Raw genomic sequence first — 16,335 nt, forward strand, 5'->3', positions numbered from 1 at the left:
CTGAGTGGGGGGCAGAGCACGTGCGGATCAGGTGGGTCCCGGGATCGGCAGTCCGCAGGCGCGCCGGGCCCGGGAGAGCTGCTCGGCGGGGTCGCCGAAGGCGCTCCAGGGCATCCGCGAGGCGTACGGGCCCATCGCCGTGAACACCGCGCGGGCCTCGAACTCGCACTGGGCCATGACCAGCGCGTGCGCGAGGTAGGCCAGGTCGAGCACCGGGGTGAAGCGGTAACGGGCCGCCGCGGGCAGCCAGTTCTGGTAGATCGCCTGCGCGGTGGAGCGCCACTGCGGCTGCTCCCAGGTGCGGTCGGCGAGCAGCTGGGTGGGGTTGTAGCTCTCCACCAGGGCGACCAGGGGCAAGAGCCGCAGGGTGGAGTCGGCGGGCGCCCGCTGGCTCAGGAAGGCGGCCACGTCCCAGGCCGCGTTGACCGAGCCGCCGTGGCGCGTGAAGAAGGACGACAGGAAGCGGTGGTGACCCTCGCGATGCCACGGGTCGAGCGAGAGGATGTGCGAGAAGAGCCGCCAGGGGCCGGGCGGGGCGGTGAGCAGTCCGTGCGGGGCCGGGTCGCGCAGCCGGTGCAGCCGTGCCATGGCGAGCTTGGCGACCCAGGGCGTCGGATCCTCCGGGGCCAGGGCGGCGGCCCGGTCGCAGGCGGTCAGCGCGATCCGCTCCAGCGCCTCGGCGCGCTCGTCGTGCGCGTCGGCGGCGCGCAGTGCGCGCTGCACCGCGACCCGCGCCCACATCAGCGCCGCCTCGGGCGTCGGCTCCTCGGCGAGCCAGCGCTCGACGAGATCGGTGCCGGCCGCCTCCGAGGCGAGGACCAGCGAGCGATGAGCGCGCAGGGCGAAGTCGGAACGCGTCTCCGCGAGCGCCTCGCACGCGTATCGATAACGTCCGGCGCGCACATCGACGCATACACTCGCCAGGACACGGTCGTCGGCCGCCGGATGCCACACATAGTGCCCTTCGAATAACTCCGCGGCCATGTCCCCCTGCCAGTCCCCGTACGACGCATAGCGGTTGCGCTCCAGGCACCATACTCAGCGGGGGGCACCCCCGGAACGCCGAATTCGACATATCGGTCAGGGGATTCGCGAATGTTTATGCCTGCCATTGACTGGCCGCCAGCCGGTGATTCAAAATGTGACGTTCTTCGGTCGGGTCACCGCACCAGCCCTGCCGCTATGGGCCACTACTACACTGTTTCAGGAAAACCACCCGCATCGACCCACACCCGAGGACCCATCATTCGCGACCTCGCCGCCCGGCTGCGCGGGCTGCCCCCCTCGCTCGGGCCGGTCCGGCTGATCGGCGTCGACGGGCACGCCGGCTCGGGAAAGTCCACCTTCGCCGAGCGCCTGGCCGGCGCCCTCGGCGGGGCGCCGGTGCTGCGCCTCGACGACATCGCCAGCCATGAGCAGCTCTTCGCGTGGACCGACCGGCTGACGGCTCAGGTGATCGGCCCGCTCGCCCACGGCGAGAACGCGCACTACTCGCCCTACGACTGGCGCACCCGTACGTTCGCCGCGCCGCGCCCGCTGCCGGCCGCGCCCGTGGTCCTCGTCGAGGGCGTCGGCGCCGGCCGCCGGGCCCTGCGGCCGCATCTGGCGCTCCTGCTGTGGATGGAGTTGCCCCGGGAGGAGTCCTGGGCCCGCGGCCGGCTGCGGGACGGGACGGAGCAGCGGGAGTTCTGGGACGGCTGGGTCGCGGCGGAGCGCGCGCACTTCGCCTCGGACCCCTCGCGCCCCCACGCCGACCTCCTGGTGCTGCAGACTCCGGCGGGGTACGAGGTGCTGCCGGGGCCCGGGGCAACCGTTGGACCGGACCAAAATATGACTCAGAGTGACGAGCCATCCGCGTTGTGGTGAACTTGTGAAGACCCTCGTGGGGGAACTTCGCCCAGTGGCTCAACTGCGCTTGACCCGGGGGCCGTACAGGTCTTACGTTCTCAATGTGCGGTGATTCGAAGCCGCCCTCAGACGCGAAGCCCCCGGTTGTTCCCCCGTGATCGGGGGCTTCGTTCTGCCTCGGACACTTTTCCGGGCGTCCCCGCGCACCGATCCGCTCACCCTGGGTCACCACACCGTGTGCGCCCCGTCTGCTCCCACCTCGTCGAACGGCCCGTGCGGCACCCTTCGGCACGCGGTCGTCACGCGGGTACGATGCCCTCGGTGCGACCTTCGAGGCTGCCTCGCGCGCCTGCAACTCCGGCCCGCGGCACGGCGGTTCGAGCGCGGCGGCCGTCGGGTGATCGCCCGGTGGTGAACCACGGGGGCACGGTCTGTGGGGGGACGGAATGGACTTCGGCACGCAGGGCCCCGAGGCCCCGGCCGACCTGGCCTGGCTGAGGGGAGTGGACGCCTACACGATGGGCGCCTATCCGCAGGCGGAGGAGGAGTTCCGCACCGCGGTGCGGATGGACCCGGGGATGGCGGACGGCTGGCTCGGGCTGCACGCGCTGCGGGTCGACACGACGACCGCGCTGCTCAGGATGTTCCGGCACCGCGACCGCTTCGGCGAACAGCGCGCCCGGCACCGCCGGTCGCTCAACTCCTGGTACTGGCTGGGCTGGTGGGTGCAGCCGGTGCTGGAGAGCCCGCGCGATCTGCTGCTCGCGCACGCCTCGCACTGGCTGGACGGGCGGCATGTGCCCGAGCTGGACCGGGCCCTCGCCGGGCTGCCCCCGATCGACACCGACCCGCAGGTCCGCTTTCTGCAGGCTTGCCGCGCCTATCTGGTCAAGGACTGGGAACAACTGGTGCGGCACACCGACCCGCTGCTCGACGACGCCATGCTCGGCATCGAGGCGGGCCTGTTCGGCGGCATGGCCAGAGTCCGGCTGGAGATGTACGGCCAGGCCGAGCCGCTGCTCTCGGCGGCCCTTATGCGCTGCCGCAGCGAGCAGCCGCAGCGCAAGGAGCTGCGCTACTGGCTGGCGCGGGCGCACGAGGGCACGGGGCGCTCGGCGGCGGCGCTCCCCCTGTACCGGGCGGTGCACCGCGTCGACCCCGCCTTCATGGACACCTCCGCCCGGCTGGCGGCGATCGCCGAGGGCGACGGGTACGACGACAGCGCCGACCTCGCCGCGATCAGCCTGACCGGTGCCGGGCAGGACAGCGTGGACGGGCCGGACGGCTTCGATCCGCTGTTCGGCACCGAGGGGCGCGATCTGCGGCTGCCGGAGCCGGATCTGCCGACCGGTCCCCTGCCGTCGGTGACCGATCCGACGGTGCGGGCGAAGACCGGGGCCCCCTCGTCGCCGATCCCGGCCGGGCCGACCGACCCCGCCCTGCTCGAGGAGGCGCTCGCCGAACTGGAGCGGATGGTCGGGCTGGAGCCGGTCAAGCGCCAGGTCAAGGCGCTGTCCGCGCAGTTGAACATGGCCCGGCTGCGGGCCGGGCAGGGGCTGCCGGTGCAGCCGCCGAAGCGGCATTTCGTCTTCTCGGGGCCGTCGGGGACGGGGAAGACCACGGTGGCCCGGATCCTCGGCCGCGTCTTCTACGCGCTGGGCCTGCTCGGCGGCGACCACCTGGTGGAGGCGCAGCGGGCGGATCTGGTCGGCGAGTATCTCGGCCAGACGGCCGTGAAGGCCAACGAGCTGATCGACTCGGCGATCGGCGGGGTGCTGTTCGTGGACGAGGCGTACTCGCTGTCCAACTCGGGGTACGGCAAGGGGGACGCGTACGGCGACGAGGCCCTGCAGGTGCTGCTGAAGCGGGCCGAGGACAACCGGGACCATCTGGTGGTGATCCTCGCCGGCTACCCGGAGGGCATGGACCGGCTGCTCGCCGCCAACCCCGGCCTCTCCTCCCGCTTCACCTCCCGTGTCGACTTCCCTTCCTACCGGCCGCAGGAACTCACCGAGATCGGGAAGGTGCTGGCGGCCGAGAACGGGGACATGTGGGACGAGGAGGCGCTGGAGGAGCTGCGCTCGATCGCCGGGCACGTGGTCGAGCAGGGGTGGATCGACGAATTGGGCAACGGCCGGTTCCTGCGCACGCTGTACGAGAAGAGCTGCGCGTACCGCGATCTTCGGCTGTCCACGTATGCGGGGGCGCTGTCGCGGAAGGACCTGGCGACACTGCGGCTGCCGGATCTGATGCAGGCGTACGGAGAGGTGCTGTCGGGTCGGGGGCCGCAGGATCCGTCGGGCTTGTGACAGCGCCCCGGAAGTGGCGCGGGGAGCTGCGCGACCGGCCGGGACGTGCCCACGGCCGCGCAGCTCCGACAGGCCCTAGGAGGCGAACACCTCCTCCGGCTCCCCGCTCGCCCTCGGCTCCGCCAGCTTCACGTCGGCGGTCTCGCGGTGTGCCGGGTCACGGACCTCGCCCACCAGCATCTCCAGGACGTCCTCCAGGGCCACCAGACCCAGCACCTTGCCGGAGGGGCCCGCGACCTGAGCCAGATGGGTGGCCGCCCGGCGCATGACGGTCAGTGCGTCGTCGAGCGGCACCTCGGCCCGCAGGGTCGCCATCGGGCGCCAGACGCGCTGCGGCACCGCCCGGTCGGACTCCTCCAGGTCCAGGACGTCCTTGACGTGGACGTACCCCATGAAGGGGCCCTTGTCCGTCGCGGCGACCGGGAAGCGGGAGTATCCCGTGCGGGCCGTCAGCTCGACGATCTCTCCCGGGGTGACCGCCGGCTCCACCGTGACCAGCGACTCCCGGCGCAGCAGGACGTCCGTCACCGGGCGGGAGCCCAGCTCCAGGGCGTCCTCGAGGCGCTCCCGCTCCTCGGGGTCGAGCAGGCCCGCCTGACCGGAGTCCTCCAGCAGTCGGTTGAGCTGCTCGCTGGTGACGACGGCTTCGACCTCGTCCTTGGGCTCGACGCGGAAGAGCCGCAGGATGCCCTGGGCGCAGGCGCCGAGGCTCACGGTGATCGGCTTGCAGAGGCGGGCGAAGTAGACCAGCCCGGGGCTGAGCCAGAGCGCCGCCTTCTCGGGTGCCGCCATCGCGAGGTTCTTCGGCACCATCTCGCCGATGACCAGGTGGAAGAAGACCACCGCCGCCAACGCGATCACATAGCCGAGCGGGTGGACCATGCCGTCCGGGAGGTGGGCCGCCTCGAACACCGGCTCCAGCAGATGCGCCACCGTCGGCTCGGCGACCGCGCCGAGCGTCAGCGAGCACACGGTGATGCCGAACTGGGCGGCGGCCATCATCTGCGGCAGCCGCTGGAGGCCGTAGAGGACCTGGCGCGCCCGCGCCGTCCCCAGCGGTTCGATCTGGCTGCGGCGGACGGAGACGAGCGCGAACTCGGCGCCGACGAAGAATCCGTTGGCGAGCACGAGCAGCGCGGCGAAGACCAGTTGGAGGACGCTCATCGGGCGGCCTCCGCCAGGTTCGCCGCCGGGGCCGTCCTGACCAGGCGGACCCGTTCGGCGCGGTAGTGGCCGACCTGGCGGACCGAGAGCCGCCAGCCGGGCAGTTCGGCCCGGTCGCCGGGGGCGGGGATGCGGCCGAGGACGTCGGCGACGAGCCCGGCGACCGTCTCGTAGGGTCCCTCGGGCACGTCGAGGCCTATGCGCTGGAGGATGTCGACGCGGCAGCTGCCGTCGACGTCCCAGGCGGGCCTGCCGTCCTCGGGCGGGGCGACGGCCAGCTCGGGCATGTCCGTGGCGTCGTGCTCGTCGCGGACCTCGCCGACGAGTTCCTCGACGATGTCCTCCAGCGTGACCACGCCCGCCGTGCCGCCGTACTCGTCGACGACGACCGCGATGGGCTGCTCGGAGCGGAGCCGGGCGAGCAGGGGCTGGACCGGCAGGGTCTCGGGGACCAGCAGCGCCTTGCGGGCGATCCGGGTCACCGAGGTGCGCAGCCGGTCGTGCACCGGGACGGCGAGCGCGTCCTTGAGGTGGGCCATGCCGACGATCTCGTCGATCTTCTCCCGGTAGACGGGGAAGCGGGACAGGCCGGTGGCCCGGGTGAGGTTGACGACGTCCTCGGCGGTGGCCGAGTCCTGCAGGGCACTGACCTTCACACGCGGAGTCATGACGTGCTGCGCGGTCAGCTCGCCCAGGGACAGGGTGCGCACGAACAGGTCGGCCGTGTCCTGCTCCAGGGCGCCGGCCTGGGCGGAGTGCCGGGCCAGGGACACCAGTTCGCCCGGGGTGCGGGCGGAGGCCAGCTCCTCGGCGGGCTCGACCCCGAGGGCCCGTACGAGCCGGTTGGCGACCGTGTTGAGCGCGGCGATCACCGGGCGGAACAGCCGGGAGAAGTGGTGCTGCGGGCCGGCCACGAACCGGGCGACCTGCAGCGGCTTGGACACGGCCCAGTTCTTGGGCACCAGCTCGCCGACGACCATCTGGACGGCGGAGGCCAGCAGCATGCCGACGACCACGGCGATGCCGGAGACGGCTCCGCCGGGAATGCCCAGGGCGGCGAACGGGCCGTGCAGCAGCCGGGCCAGGGCCGGCTCGGCGAGCATGCCGACGACGAGGGAGGTGATGGTGATGCCGAGCTGGGTGCCGGAGAGCTGGAAGGACAGCTCCTTGAGCGAGTCCGCGACCCTGCGGGCGCGTCGGTCACCGTCGGCGGCAGCCTGCTCGGCGTCCGTCGACTCGACCGTCACCAGGCCGAACTCGGCCGCCACGAAGAATCCGTTGGCGAGGATCAACAGGAAAGCCGCTCCAAGGAGCAGCAGGGGGATGGTCACGCTGCCACCGCCTTCCCGGTATGTCGGGTCGGGGCGGCGCAGGTACTACAGGACGATCCGTCCATCGCTGGAGGGAGTCACTCCTCGGGTAGCAGGAACCCCTGTGCACCGGGGGGTGTCACGGGGCGGAGGCGCAGCGAAAGGGCCTCCGCCACCAGATTAATCAAGACACGGGCCGCTCGGGCAGGGGCGGCACCCTCCAGTCAGCCCTGATCTTCCGCCGGACGGGCTGTGGAGCGGGCTTCGGCGAGGGCCCGCAGTGCCCGCGCGTCGGCGATGGCGCGCTGCTTGGCGAGGCCGGGCTGGATGCCGAGCGCGGGCAGGCTGGTGCCGTCGCTGAGGTTGAGGAACACCCACGGATCGCCCGGACGGAGGTTCACCTGGACGATCTCCGCCCAGTCCAGGCGCCGCCTGCTGGCGATGTTCACCACGGTGACACCGGACTCGTCGGCGACGACCCGCACCCGGGCCAGCTGGGCCAGTACCCAGAAGATCAGCGCCCCGGTGACGACGAAGCTCGCCCGCTCCCCCGGGCCGAGCTGCTCCAGCAGCAGCGCGACCCCGGAGATGGTCAGGAAGATCGCCGCACCGGCGGTCAGCAGGATGGCCCGGGTGTGGCCCGGACGGAAGGTGACGGGAAGGGAAGGCATGTCGGACATCTCGCGCACACCCCTTAGAGGCGGCAGGCGTGGATGGCCGTGGTCAGGATGGCGCGGGCGCCGATGGCGTAGAGGTCGTCCATGATCCGCTGCGCCTCCTTGGCGGGGACCATGGCGCGGACCGCGACCCAGCCTTCGTTGTGCAGCGGCGAGACGGTCGGGGACTCCAGGCCGGGGGTGAGGGCGACGGCCTTCTCCAGCTGCTCGACCCGGCAGTCGTAGTCCATCATCACGTACGTCCGGGCGACCAGGACGCCCTGGAGGCGGCGAAGGAACTGCTGGACCTTCGGTTCCTCGGTGTCGGCGCCGGTGCGGCGGATGACGACGGCCTCGGACTGCATGATCGGCTCGCCGAAGACCTCCAGGCCGGCGTTGCGCAGGCTGGTGCCGGTCTCGACGACGTCGGCGATGACCTCGGCGACGCCCAGCTCGATCGCGGTCTCGACGGCGCCGTCCAGGTGGACGACGGAGGCGTCGATGCCGCTGTCGGCGAGGTGCGCCGCGACGATGCCTTCGTAGGAGGTGGCGACCGTCCGGCCCTTGAGGTCCTCGATGCCGTTCGCGGTGTTCGGCTTGGCCGCGAAGCGGAAGGTGGAGCGGGCGAAGCCCAGCGGCAGGATCTCCTCGGCGTCCGCGCCGGAGTCGATCAGCAGGTCGCGGCCGGTGACGCCCACGTCGAGGCGGCCGGAGGCGACGTAGATCGCGATGTCGCGGGGGCGGAGGTAGAAGAACTCGACCTGGTTCTCCGGGTCGACGATCCGCAGTTCCTTGGACTCGCGGCGCTGCTGGTAGCCGGCCTCATGCAGCATCTCCGCCGCAGGGCCGGACAGGGAACCCTTGTTGGGGACGGCGATGCGCAGCATGAGGTCGGCTTCCTTTGCGTGAAGGGGTTTCTACGGCGGTTGCGGCAGAGCGGCTTACAGGTGGGCGTAGACGTCGTCGAGGGAGATCCCTCGGGCGACCATCATCACCTGGACGTGGTAGAGCAGCTGGGAGATCTCCTCGGCGGCCGCTTCCTTGCCCTCGTGCTCGGCAGCCATCCAGACCTCGGCGGCCTCTTCGACGACCTTCTTGCCGATGGCATGGACACCCTTGCCGACCAGCTCTGCGGTGCGGGAGGTGGCGGGATCGCCGTGGGCGGCCTTGTGCTGCAGCTCGGTGAAGAGCTGCTCGAACGTCTTCTTGGACATGGTGCTGCCCACCCTACGCGGTCCGCGCGATTCCCTAGTGCCAGGGTTCAGATACTGAACGCAGCGTGGCGGCGGTCACCACCGCCGCCGTCACCGCCTCGTGGCCCTTGTCCTCGTGGGAGCCCTCGATACCGGCCCGGTCCAGGGCCTGCTCCTCGGTGTCGCAGGTGAGCACGCCGAAGCCGACGGGGACGCCGGTCTCGACGCTGACCTGGGTGAGGCCCTGGGTGACGCCCTGGCACACATAGTCGAAGTGCGGAGTGCCTCCGCGGATGACGACACCGAGGGCGACCACGGCGTCGTAGCCGCGCCCGGCCAGCGCCTTGGCGGCGACCGGCAGTTCGAAGCTGCCGGGGACCCGGATCAGGGTCGGCTCGTCGATCCCCAGGTCGTGCAGGGCGCGCAGGGCGCCGTTCACCAGACCGTCCATCACCTTCTCGTGCCACTGCGCCGCGATGACGGCGACCCTGAGGTCGCTCGCGTTGCGTACGGACAGCTCCGGTGCACCCTTGCCGCTCACGTGTTTCCTCTCAGTGCCTTGCTTACTGGTTGCCACAGGCTGCCACGGCGGGCGTGTCCAGCCAGGGCAGGTCGTGACCCATCCGGTCGCGCTTGGTGCGCAGGTACCGCAGATTGTGCTCGCCGGCCTGGATCGGCATCGGCTCGCGGCCGGTGACGTTCAGGCCGTGGCGCAGCAGCGCGTCGGTCTTGTCGGGGTTGTTGGTCATCAGCCGGACGCTGCGCACGCCGAGGTCGGTGAGGATCCGGGCGCCGGCGCCGTAGTCGCGGGCGTCGGCGGGCAGGCCGAGTTCGAGGTTGGCGTCGAGGGTGTCGCGGCCCCGCTCCTGCAGTTCGTACGCCCTGAGCTTGGACAGCAGGCCGACGCCCCGCCCCTCGTGTCCGCGCAGATAGACGACCACGCCCCGGCCCTCCTCCTGGATGCGTTCCAGGGCGGTGTCCAGCTGGGGGCCGCAGTCGCAGCGCAGGGAGCCGAAGACGTCACCGGTGAGGCATTCGGAGTGGACCCGGACCAGGACGTCCTCGCCGTCGCCGATGTCGCCGTGGACCAGGGCGACGTGCTCGACGCCGTCGACGGTGGAGCGGTAGCCGTAGGCGGTGAACGTGCCGTGCTTGGTGGGCAGTCGGGTCTCGGCCTCGCGGCGGACGGTGGGCTCGCTGCTGCGGCGGTAGGCGATCAGGTCCTCGATGGAGATGATCGTCAGGCCGTGCTTGCGGGCGAACGGGATCAGCTCGGGCAGCCGGAGCATCCGGCCGTCCTCACCGGCGATCTCGACGATGGCTCCGGCGGGGCGGAGCCCGGCGAGCCGGGCGAGGTCGACGGCGGCCTCGGTGTGGCCGTTGCGGACGAGGACGCCGCCGGGCCTGGCCCGCAGCGGGAAGACGTGGCCGGGGCGGACGAGGTCGGTCGGCTCCGCCGTGCCGCCGGCCAGCAGTTGGAGCGTAATGGCGCGGTCGGCGGCCGAGATGCCCGTGCTCACACCGTGCGCGGCGGAGGCGTCGACGGACACCGTGAACGCGGTCTTCATCGACTCGGTGTTGTCCTCGACCATCTGCGGCAGCCGCAGCCGGTCGAGTTCCGTGCCTTCCATGGGGGCGCAGATCAGGCCCCGGCACTCGCTCATCATGAAGGCGACGATCTCGGGGGTCGCCTTCTCGGCGGCGATGACGAGGTCGCCCTCGTTCTCCCGGTTCTCGTCGTCCACGACGACGACCGGGCGGCCGGCCGCGATGTCGGCGATGGCCTGCTCGACGGGGTCGAGCACGAAGTTCTCGATGGTGTCCGTGGCGTACAGAGGCGCTGCCGAGGTCATGCCGGGGCTCCTTCCAGGACGGGCTGCGGGCTCCGGCGGGAGCGCAGCCACCAGTCGCGCATGCCCCACAGGACGAGCGCGCCGTAGATGACGTAGACGAAACCGGAGAAGGCGTAGCCGTTGGCGAAGTTGAGGGGGACGCCGACGAGGTCGACGAGCAGCCAGGCGATCCAGAACTCGACCATGCTCTTGGCCTGGGCGTACATGGCGACGATGGTGCCGACGAAGATGTAGGCGTCGGGCCAGGGGTCCCAGGACAGGGACGGGTAGGCCGTGAAGAGCAGGGCCACCGCGACCGTGCCGACGGCGGCCGCGCCGAGCATCGCCGCGCGCTCGCGCCAGGTGGCGAAGCGGGGGGTGATGTGGCCGTCCGTGGAGCGGCCCTTGCTGCGCTGCCACTGCCACCAGCCGTACAGCGCGACGGCCATGACGACGACCTGCTTGCCGGCGCTGCCGGCCAGATGGCCGTAGAAGGCGACGAGCAGGACGAGGCCGGAGAGGAACTGCACGGGCCAGGTCAGCAGGGAGCGGCGCCAGCCGAGGGCGAGGGTGATCAGGCCGAGGATGTTGCCCACCATGTCCGACCAGATGATGCGCTGGCCGAAGAGGGTGAAGGCCTCGGAGTTCAGCCAGTTCACTTGCCCGCTCCCTGGGCGCGGTCGCCGAGGAGGCGCTCGACGTACTTGGCGATGACGTCGACCTCGAGGTTGACCGGGTCGCCGGGCTGCTTCACACCGAGCGTGGTCAGGTCGAGGGTGGTCGGGATGAGGCTGATCGTGAAGTGGTCGGGGCCGGCGTCGACGACGGTGAGGCTGATGCCGTCGACGGTGATGGAGCCCTTCTCGACGACGTAGCGGGCGAGGTCCGCGGGGAGCGAGATCTTCACGATCTCCCAGTTGTCGGAGGGCTTGCGCTCCAGCACCTCGCCGGTGCCGTCGACATGGCCCTGCACGATGTGCCCGCCGAGGCGCGCGCCCACGGCGGTGGGGCGCTCCAGATTGACGCGGGAGCCGACGGTGAGCGCGCCGAGGCTGGAGCGCTTCAGGGTCTCCGCCATGACGTCGGCGGTGAACTCGTCGCCCTCGTGCTCCACGACGGTGAGACAGACCCCGTTCACGGCGATGGAGTCGCCGTGCTGCGCGCCCTCGGTCACGACGGGGCCGCGGAGCCGGAAACGGGAGGCGTCGCCGAGGTTCTCGACGGCGGTGACCTCACCCAGCTCTTCGACGATTCCGGTGAACACTTCCCGGGTCCTCCTGCCTCTTCGGGCACGGACTCCGGGGCCTGTCGATGACGACAGAATGTACGGGTGAGCACACCACGCGACGCCGAAGAGGGACCCGCCCGGACACGGACGAGCCCAGATACGGCGACGCGCACGAATACGTGCCCGCCCGCCGCGCACTGCCTCCCATCCGGACTTTAACCGTCGGTCCAGGAATTTCACCTGGTCAACCGGCCGCTGGAAGCGACCGGGTCGCGGACTGTAACCGCCGGTTCGGACTTTCACCGACCCCGGAGTGCGCTGCTTCTGGTACAGGGCCAGTGTGCCACGCCGAATGGACGTACAGACAGGCGACGGATGTGGGCTCCCTCACAGCGCGCGTCCCGGGCCTTGCGCGGGGCGGCCGCGCCGCACAACTGCCCTGCGGGCGGAACGGATTGACCTTGATCCGGACCCATTGACCACTCTGGTCTAGTCCTTTTAGGGTGCGGACGGGTCCGGCGGCGGTGACGACGGCCCTTGCCCGCCGCCGGACCGCCAGGGCGGTGCGGTCCCGGTGGAGCCGGCCCAGGCATGTCACATTTCCCCGGGGTCGCGTGGTCTGAACTGCCGACGGTGCTCCGACCGGGGCACGCGGAGTCCGAAGGGACAGGTGCGGGATGACCACGATCGTGGTGACCGGCGGGACCGGCACGCTCGGCCGGCGGGTGACGGAGCGGTTGCGGGCGGAGGGGCACGATGTACGGGTGCTCAGCCGGCGCACCCAGCCGTACGCCGTCGATCTGCGCGTGGGCGGGAGCGTCCTCGACGCCGCGCTCGCCGGCGTGGAGACGGTGGTGCACTGCGCGAGCGCTCCGCGGGGCGGGGACGAGGTGGCCGCGGAGCGGCTCATCGCGGCGGCGCGGCGGGCCGGGGTGGGCCATCTGGTGTACATCTCCATCGTCGGCGTCGACCGGGTGCCCCTCGGCTACTACAGGACCAAGCTGGCCGTGGAGCGCCGGATCGAGGCGTCGGGGCTCGGCTGGACCGTCCTGCGCACGACCCAGTTCCACGACCTGCTGGCCACGATCCTGGGCTCGCTGGCCAAGCCGCCCGTCCTGCTGGTCCCGGCCGGGGTGCCGGACCAGCCGGTGGAGGTCGGTGAAGTCGCGGACCGCCTGGCCGACTTGGCGCTCGCCGCGCCGGCCGGACGGGTGGCGGACATGGGCGGCCCCGAAGTGCGCTCCCTGGACTCGCTGGCCCGCGCCTACCTCCGCGCGAGCGGACGGCGCCGGGCCGTGGCACAGGTGCCGCTGATCGGCCGGACCTATCGCGCCGCCCGCGCGGGCGGACTGCTGACGCCGGAGCGAGCCGTGGGCAGGACGACGTTCGAGGAGTACCTGGGGCGACGCTTCGGGGTCTGACGAGGCGGCCGGGCGGGGCGGAGACGGCCACGCCGGGACGGACGGCGGCTCGCCACGGCCGGAGCGAGCCCGGAAACCATCGCCGACGTGCCGGCCGGCAGACAGGCCCCGGCCCGGCAGCCGACGGGTTCGCCGGCCTGCCATGACCTGTCCGCGGCGTGTTCACGCGCCTCGATCGCCGCCAGGCGGACGGACGGGGATGGGCGGAGGGGGCGGTCGGACAGGGACAGCCGAATGAACACGGTCGCGCCGGGACGGACGCGCCGGGGGCGCGGGGCGGGTGACGAGGTCGGGCAGGTCTGGCCGGCCGGCAGGTGGTCAGTTTCGGTCGGGGGGCGCGAACAGTTCGTCCTGGGCGCGGTCCCGGGCGGTCAGCAGGGCCCCGCGCAGCACCGCCGTGCCACCGAGGGTGCTCGCCCGCACCTCGGTGAACAGGGGCGACATACGGCGCAGCCGCTCCTCGACGAGCGCCGCGAGCACCGGGCCGCCGGCTTGTCCGACCTCCCCGCCGAGCACCACGCACCCGGGGTCGAGTACGGCCACCACGGACGCGGCGCCGATGGCGATCCGGTCGGCGAGGGCGTGGAGGAAGCGCTCGGCGGGCTCTGCGTCACCGGAGCCGACCGCGTCCGCGGGGCCCGTCTCCCCCGCCGCCCGCGCCACGGCCGCGCTCAGCACCCCGGCCACCCCCGGCCCGTCCGTCCCGGCCGGGACCGGCAGGCCGTACTCCGCCGCCAGGGAGCCGATGGCCGCCGTCCCCGCCAGTGAGTGGAAGCCTCCGTCGCAGTCCCGGGCCGAGGGAAGGGAGCCGGTCCCCGGGACCGGCAGGAAGCCGATCTCGCCCGTGCCGCCCGAGGCGCCGCGGCGCAGCGTGCCGTCGAGGACGACCGCCGCGCCGACGCCGTGCCCCAGCCAGAGCAGGACGAAGGTGTCCCGGTCCCGGGCGGCGCCCTCGCGCTGTTCGGCGAGGGCGGCGAGGTTGGTCTCGTTCTCCACGGTGACCCGGGCCCCGGGCAGCCGTTCCTGAAGGGCGGCGGCCAGGCTGCGGTGCCATGCGGGCAGCCCGCCGGAGTCGCGGAGGTCGCCGGTGGCCGGGTCGATGAGGCCCGGCGCGCCGATGCCGACGGTGTGCAGCCTCCCCCATGCGCGGATCCCTTCGCGCGGCGGCGCCCCCATGGCCCCGGCCGCCTCGAGGGTCCGCTCCACCGCGGCCACCGCCTGCTCCACGGCGGGCCCGGTCCCGGTGTCCCCGCCGATCGGCACGGACGTCTCGGCGAGCACCCGCCCGACCAGGTCGGAGACCAGGACGACGACACCCCCGGTACGGACGTCGAGCGCGGCCAGCCGGGCCCGGTCGGCGACGATGCCGTACAGCCGCGCGTTGGGGCCCCGGCGCTGCTCGCCGGACTCGCCGACCACCGTGATCAGCCCGGCGACGGCCAGCCGTTCCACGAGGTCGGCGACCGTCGGCCGGGACAGCCCCGTCAGCTGTTTCAACTGCCCTGCGGTGAGGGGGCCTTCCTGCTGGAGCAGGCTCAGGGCGTGCCGGTCGTTGATGGCCCGGGCGGTGCTCGGTGATGCGGGCATGACGGGCATCCTCCCAGATCCACGCGGCAGGTGACGGCCACATGTCTCTCTATCTATCAGGCAGGGTCCCTGATAGTTTACGCCCGGACAGCGGGGCGGCATCCGTACGGGGAGGGGCAGGACCATGAAAGACGTGGGCTACGAGCACCGCGAGGTGAAGCGCGCCCGGCACGCCGTGGCGGCGGTGTTCACCGTGCACGGCGCCGTCACCGGCTCGTTCGCGACCCGGGTGCCGTGGATCCAGGACCATGCCTCGCTGAGCGCGGGGCAGCTCGGCTTCGCGCTCGCCTTCGGGGCGCTCGGCGCCTCGTGCGCGATGCCGCTGGCCGGCCGGATCAGCCATCGCTTCGGCAGTCGCACGGCGCTGCGCGGCCTGATCGCGCTGTGGACGCTGTCGCTGATCCTGCCGTCCCTCGCGCCGAACCTCTGGCTGCTCTGCCTGGCGATCTTCGTGTACGGCGCGAGTGCGGGGATGGCCGACGTCGCCATGAACGCGCTCGGCGTGGAGGTCGAGCGGCTGCTCGGGAAGTCGATCATGTCCGGGCTGCACGGCATGTGGAGCGCGGGCGCCCTGATCGGCTCGGCGGCGGGCACCCTCGCCGCGCACCTCGGCGCGGACGCCCGCCCGCACTTCGCCATGGCGGCGGCGGCCCTCACCGTCCTCGGCGTGGCGGCCGCCGGCCGGGTCCTGGACGTGCAGCCGGCCGACGACGAGGAGCCGCCGCCGCGGTTCGCGCTGCCGCCCCGCTCGGCACTGCTGATCGGCGCGGTGGGCTTCTGCGCGGTGTTCGCGGAGGGGGCGAGCCTGGACTGGTCGGCGGTGTTCCTGCGGGACCGGATGGACACGTCGGCCGGTCTCGCAGCGGCCACGACCACCGGGTTCATGCTGACCATGGCGATCGCCCGGATCAGCGGGGACGCGGTGGTGAACCGCTTCGGCGCGGTGCGCACCGTGCGCGCCGGAGGTGTGCTGGCCGCGCTCGGCGGTCTGCTGATCGTCCTCGCCGGGCATCCGGCGGTGGCGATGACCGGGTTCGCGCTGATGGGCCTCGGTATCGCGGTGGTCGTACCGCTGTGCTTCGCGGCGGCCGGCCATGCGGGCCCCCGTCCGAGCCAGGCGATAGCGGGCGTGGCGACGATCACCTACACCTCGGGCCTGGTCGCCCCGAGCCTGATCGGCGGGGTGGCCCAGGCGACCAGCCTGGTGGTGTCGTTCGGTGTGGTGACGGCGCTGGCGTGCGGGCTCGCGGTGTTCGCGGGCGTGCTGCGCGCCGGGGAGCGGGACGTGCGGGCGGCGGTCAGCTCCCGGGCCGCAGCAGTTCCCGACCCACGGCCCTGAACGGCTCGCTCCAGGGGGCGGGGCGCAGGGTGGCCGCGTCGAGCCGGACCAGGACCCGGGTGCCCTGGGCGTAGGTCTGCGTCCCGTCCGCCGAGCAGAAGCGGAAGCCGTAGGTCAGGCCGGTGGTGCCGAGTCGCTCCAGCCAGAGGTGGACGGCGTAGAGGCCCGTCCGGGTGACCGGCGCCTCGTAGCCGATCCGCAGTTCCCGCACCGCGTTGCAGGCGTCCTCGGCGGCCGCCCAGTCGCCCTCGAAGCCGAAACCGTGCTCCTGCCACAGCTCGGCCCAGGCGCGCTCGACCATCAGCGGGTAGCGGGCGTTGTGCAGGAGCCCGAGCGCGTCGAGGTCGTCGAAGTGCACGGTGACGGGGATCAGCCGGCCGTAGGAGACGGCGGGCGCGATCGGGGCTTGGGCGGTCACGGGAGGGGCTCCTGAGCGTCGCGTGTACGG

The 16,335-nt window shown here is 72.4% G+C and carries 16 protein-coding genes and 1 riboswitch; of the genes, 4 read left to right on the plus strand and 12 right to left on the minus strand.

Annotation, left to right across the window (positions count from 1 at the left end; translation table 11 throughout):
- Window positions 1-27: 27 nt before the first annotated feature.
- Window positions 28-984: a hypothetical protein gene (locus AQI95_RS27975; protein ID WP_208614283.1), complete on the minus strand. Its 957-nt coding sequence runs from the start codon at window positions 982-984 to the stop codon at window positions 28-30.
- A gap of 198 nt (window positions 985-1,182) precedes the next feature.
- Between AQI95_RS27975 and AQI95_RS27980 the strand changes: the two genes are divergently transcribed.
- Window positions 1,183-1,866 carry a uridine kinase family protein gene (locus tag AQI95_RS27980; protein ID WP_067129655.1) on the plus strand — a complete coding sequence of 228 codons (684 nt, stop codon included), beginning with the start codon at window positions 1,183-1,185 and terminating at the stop codon, window positions 1,864-1,866.
- A gap of 428 nt (window positions 1,867-2,294) precedes the next feature.
- A complete protein-coding gene (locus AQI95_RS27985) occupies window positions 2,295-4,157 on the plus strand; it encodes an AAA family ATPase (protein WP_067129657.1) in 1,863 nt (620 codons plus the stop codon).
- Window positions 4,158-4,232: 75 nt separating this feature from the next.
- Here the strand turns inward: AQI95_RS27985 and AQI95_RS27990 are convergent, their stop codons facing one another.
- From AQI95_RS27990 to AQI95_RS28030, 9 genes are all read right to left on the minus strand, one after another.
- A complete protein-coding gene (locus AQI95_RS27990; RefSeq protein WP_067129659.1) occupies window positions 4,233-5,321 on the minus strand; it encodes a hemolysin family protein in 1,089 nt (362 codons plus the stop codon).
- The gene (locus AQI95_RS27995) at window positions 5,318-6,652 is read right to left on the minus strand and encodes a hemolysin family protein (protein ID WP_067129661.1); all 1,335 of its coding nucleotides are present in this window, start codon (window positions 6,650-6,652) and stop codon (window positions 5,318-5,320) included. The genes AQI95_RS27990 and AQI95_RS27995 overlap by 4 nt, the downstream gene beginning before the upstream one ends.
- 203 nt (window positions 6,653-6,855) lie before the next feature.
- Window positions 6,856-7,311 (minus strand): PH domain-containing protein, encoded by a 456-nt coding sequence (locus AQI95_RS28000; RefSeq protein WP_067129664.1) that lies wholly within the window; start codon window positions 7,309-7,311, stop codon window positions 6,856-6,858.
- 14 nt (window positions 7,312-7,325) lie between these two features.
- Window positions 7,326-8,174 carry an ATP phosphoribosyltransferase gene (gene hisG / locus AQI95_RS28005; RefSeq protein ID WP_067129667.1) on the minus strand — a complete coding sequence of 283 codons (849 nt, stop codon included), beginning with the start codon at window positions 8,172-8,174 and terminating at the stop codon, window positions 7,326-7,328.
- Between the two features lie 54 nt (window positions 8,175-8,228).
- Window positions 8,229-8,501, minus strand: a complete 273-nt coding sequence (locus AQI95_RS28010) for a phosphoribosyl-ATP diphosphatase (RefSeq protein WP_067046426.1) — start codon at window positions 8,499-8,501, stop codon at window positions 8,229-8,231.
- Between the two features lie 34 nt (window positions 8,502-8,535).
- Window positions 8,536-9,021: a 6,7-dimethyl-8-ribityllumazine synthase gene (ribH, locus tag AQI95_RS28015; protein ID WP_067129670.1), complete on the minus strand. Its 486-nt coding sequence runs from the start codon at window positions 9,019-9,021 to the stop codon at window positions 8,536-8,538.
- Window positions 9,022-9,043: 22 nt separating this feature from the next.
- Window positions 9,044-10,333, minus strand: coding sequence for a bifunctional 3,4-dihydroxy-2-butanone-4-phosphate synthase/GTP cyclohydrolase II (locus AQI95_RS28020; protein WP_067129672.1), 1,290 nt, complete (start codon window positions 10,331-10,333; stop codon window positions 9,044-9,046).
- Window positions 10,330-10,971 carry a nicotinamide mononucleotide transporter family protein gene (locus AQI95_RS28025; protein ID WP_067129674.1) on the minus strand — a complete coding sequence of 214 codons (642 nt, stop codon included), beginning with the start codon at window positions 10,969-10,971 and terminating at the stop codon, window positions 10,330-10,332. Before AQI95_RS28025 ends, AQI95_RS28020 begins: the two co-directional genes overlap by 4 nt.
- Window positions 10,968-11,576 carry a riboflavin synthase gene (locus tag AQI95_RS28030; protein ID WP_067129677.1) on the minus strand — a complete coding sequence of 203 codons (609 nt, stop codon included), beginning with the start codon at window positions 11,574-11,576 and terminating at the stop codon, window positions 10,968-10,970. Before AQI95_RS28030 ends, AQI95_RS28025 begins: the two co-directional genes overlap by 4 nt.
- Window positions 11,577-11,730: 154 nt before the next feature.
- Window positions 11,731-11,861: riboswitch (FMN riboswitch) on the minus strand.
- Window positions 11,862-12,217: 356 nt separating this feature from the next.
- Between AQI95_RS28030 and AQI95_RS28035 the strand changes: the two genes are divergently transcribed.
- Window positions 12,218-12,961, plus strand: a complete 744-nt coding sequence (locus AQI95_RS28035) for an SDR family oxidoreductase (protein ID WP_067129687.1) — start codon at window positions 12,218-12,220, stop codon at window positions 12,959-12,961.
- A gap of 318 nt (window positions 12,962-13,279) precedes the next feature.
- Here the strand turns inward: AQI95_RS28035 and AQI95_RS28040 are convergent, their stop codons facing one another.
- The gene (locus tag AQI95_RS28040) at window positions 13,280-14,548 is read right to left on the minus strand and encodes an ROK family transcriptional regulator (RefSeq protein ID WP_067129690.1); all 1,269 of its coding nucleotides are present in this window, start codon (window positions 14,546-14,548) and stop codon (window positions 13,280-13,282) included.
- A gap of 124 nt (window positions 14,549-14,672) precedes the next feature.
- Here AQI95_RS28040 and AQI95_RS28045 point away from each other — a divergent pair, with 124 nt between their 5' ends.
- Window positions 14,673-15,887, plus strand: coding sequence for an MFS transporter (locus AQI95_RS28045; RefSeq protein ID WP_067129693.1), 1,215 nt, complete (start codon window positions 14,673-14,675; stop codon window positions 15,885-15,887).
- Here the strand turns inward: AQI95_RS28045 and AQI95_RS28050 are convergent.
- The gene (locus AQI95_RS28050; RefSeq protein WP_067129695.1) at window positions 15,847-16,305 is read right to left on the minus strand and encodes an acyl-CoA thioesterase; all 459 of its coding nucleotides are present in this window, start codon (window positions 16,303-16,305) and stop codon (window positions 15,847-15,849) included. The genes AQI95_RS28045 and AQI95_RS28050 overlap by 41 nt on opposite strands.
- Window positions 16,306-16,335 lie beyond the last annotated feature (30 nt).

This window comes from Streptomyces yokosukanensis (assembly GCF_001514035.1).
In the GTDB taxonomy this organism is placed as follows: domain Bacteria; phylum Actinomycetota; class Actinomycetes; order Streptomycetales; family Streptomycetaceae; genus Streptomyces; species Streptomyces yokosukanensis.

Excerpts from the sequence above, each read along its gene's own strand:
- AQI95_RS27975 (WP_208614283.1), bottom strand. The coding sequence starts at position 984 with ATGGCCGCGGAGTTATTCGAAGGGCACTATGTGTGGCATCCGGCGGCC.
- AQI95_RS27980 (WP_067129655.1), top strand. The coding sequence starts at position 1,183 with ATGGGCCACTACTACACTGTTTCAGGAAAACCACCCGCATCGACCCAC.
- AQI95_RS27985 (WP_067129657.1), top strand. The coding sequence starts at position 2,295 with ATGGACTTCGGCACGCAGGGCCCCGAGGCCCCGGCCGACCTGGCCTGG.
- AQI95_RS27990 (WP_067129659.1), bottom strand. The coding sequence starts at position 5,321 with ATGAGCGTCCTCCAACTGGTCTTCGCCGCGCTGCTCGTGCTCGCCAAC.
- AQI95_RS28000 (WP_067129664.1), bottom strand. The coding sequence starts at position 7,311 with ATGTCCGACATGCCTTCCCTTCCCGTCACCTTCCGTCCGGGCCACACC.
- hisG (WP_067129667.1), bottom strand. The coding sequence starts at position 8,174 with ATGCTGCGCATCGCCGTCCCCAACAAGGGTTCCCTGTCCGGCCCTGCG.
- AQI95_RS28010 (WP_067046426.1), bottom strand. The coding sequence starts at position 8,501 with ATGTCCAAGAAGACGTTCGAGCAGCTCTTCACCGAGCTGCAGCACAAG.
- AQI95_RS28020 (WP_067129672.1), bottom strand. The coding sequence starts at position 10,333 with ATGACCTCGGCAGCGCCTCTGTACGCCACGGACACCATCGAGAACTTC.
- AQI95_RS28035 (WP_067129687.1), top strand. The coding sequence starts at position 12,218 with ATGACCACGATCGTGGTGACCGGCGGGACCGGCACGCTCGGCCGGCGG.
- AQI95_RS28040 (WP_067129690.1), bottom strand. The coding sequence starts at position 14,548 with ATGCCCGCATCACCGAGCACCGCCCGGGCCATCAACGACCGGCACGCC.
- AQI95_RS28045 (WP_067129693.1), top strand. The coding sequence starts at position 14,673 with ATGAAAGACGTGGGCTACGAGCACCGCGAGGTGAAGCGCGCCCGGCAC.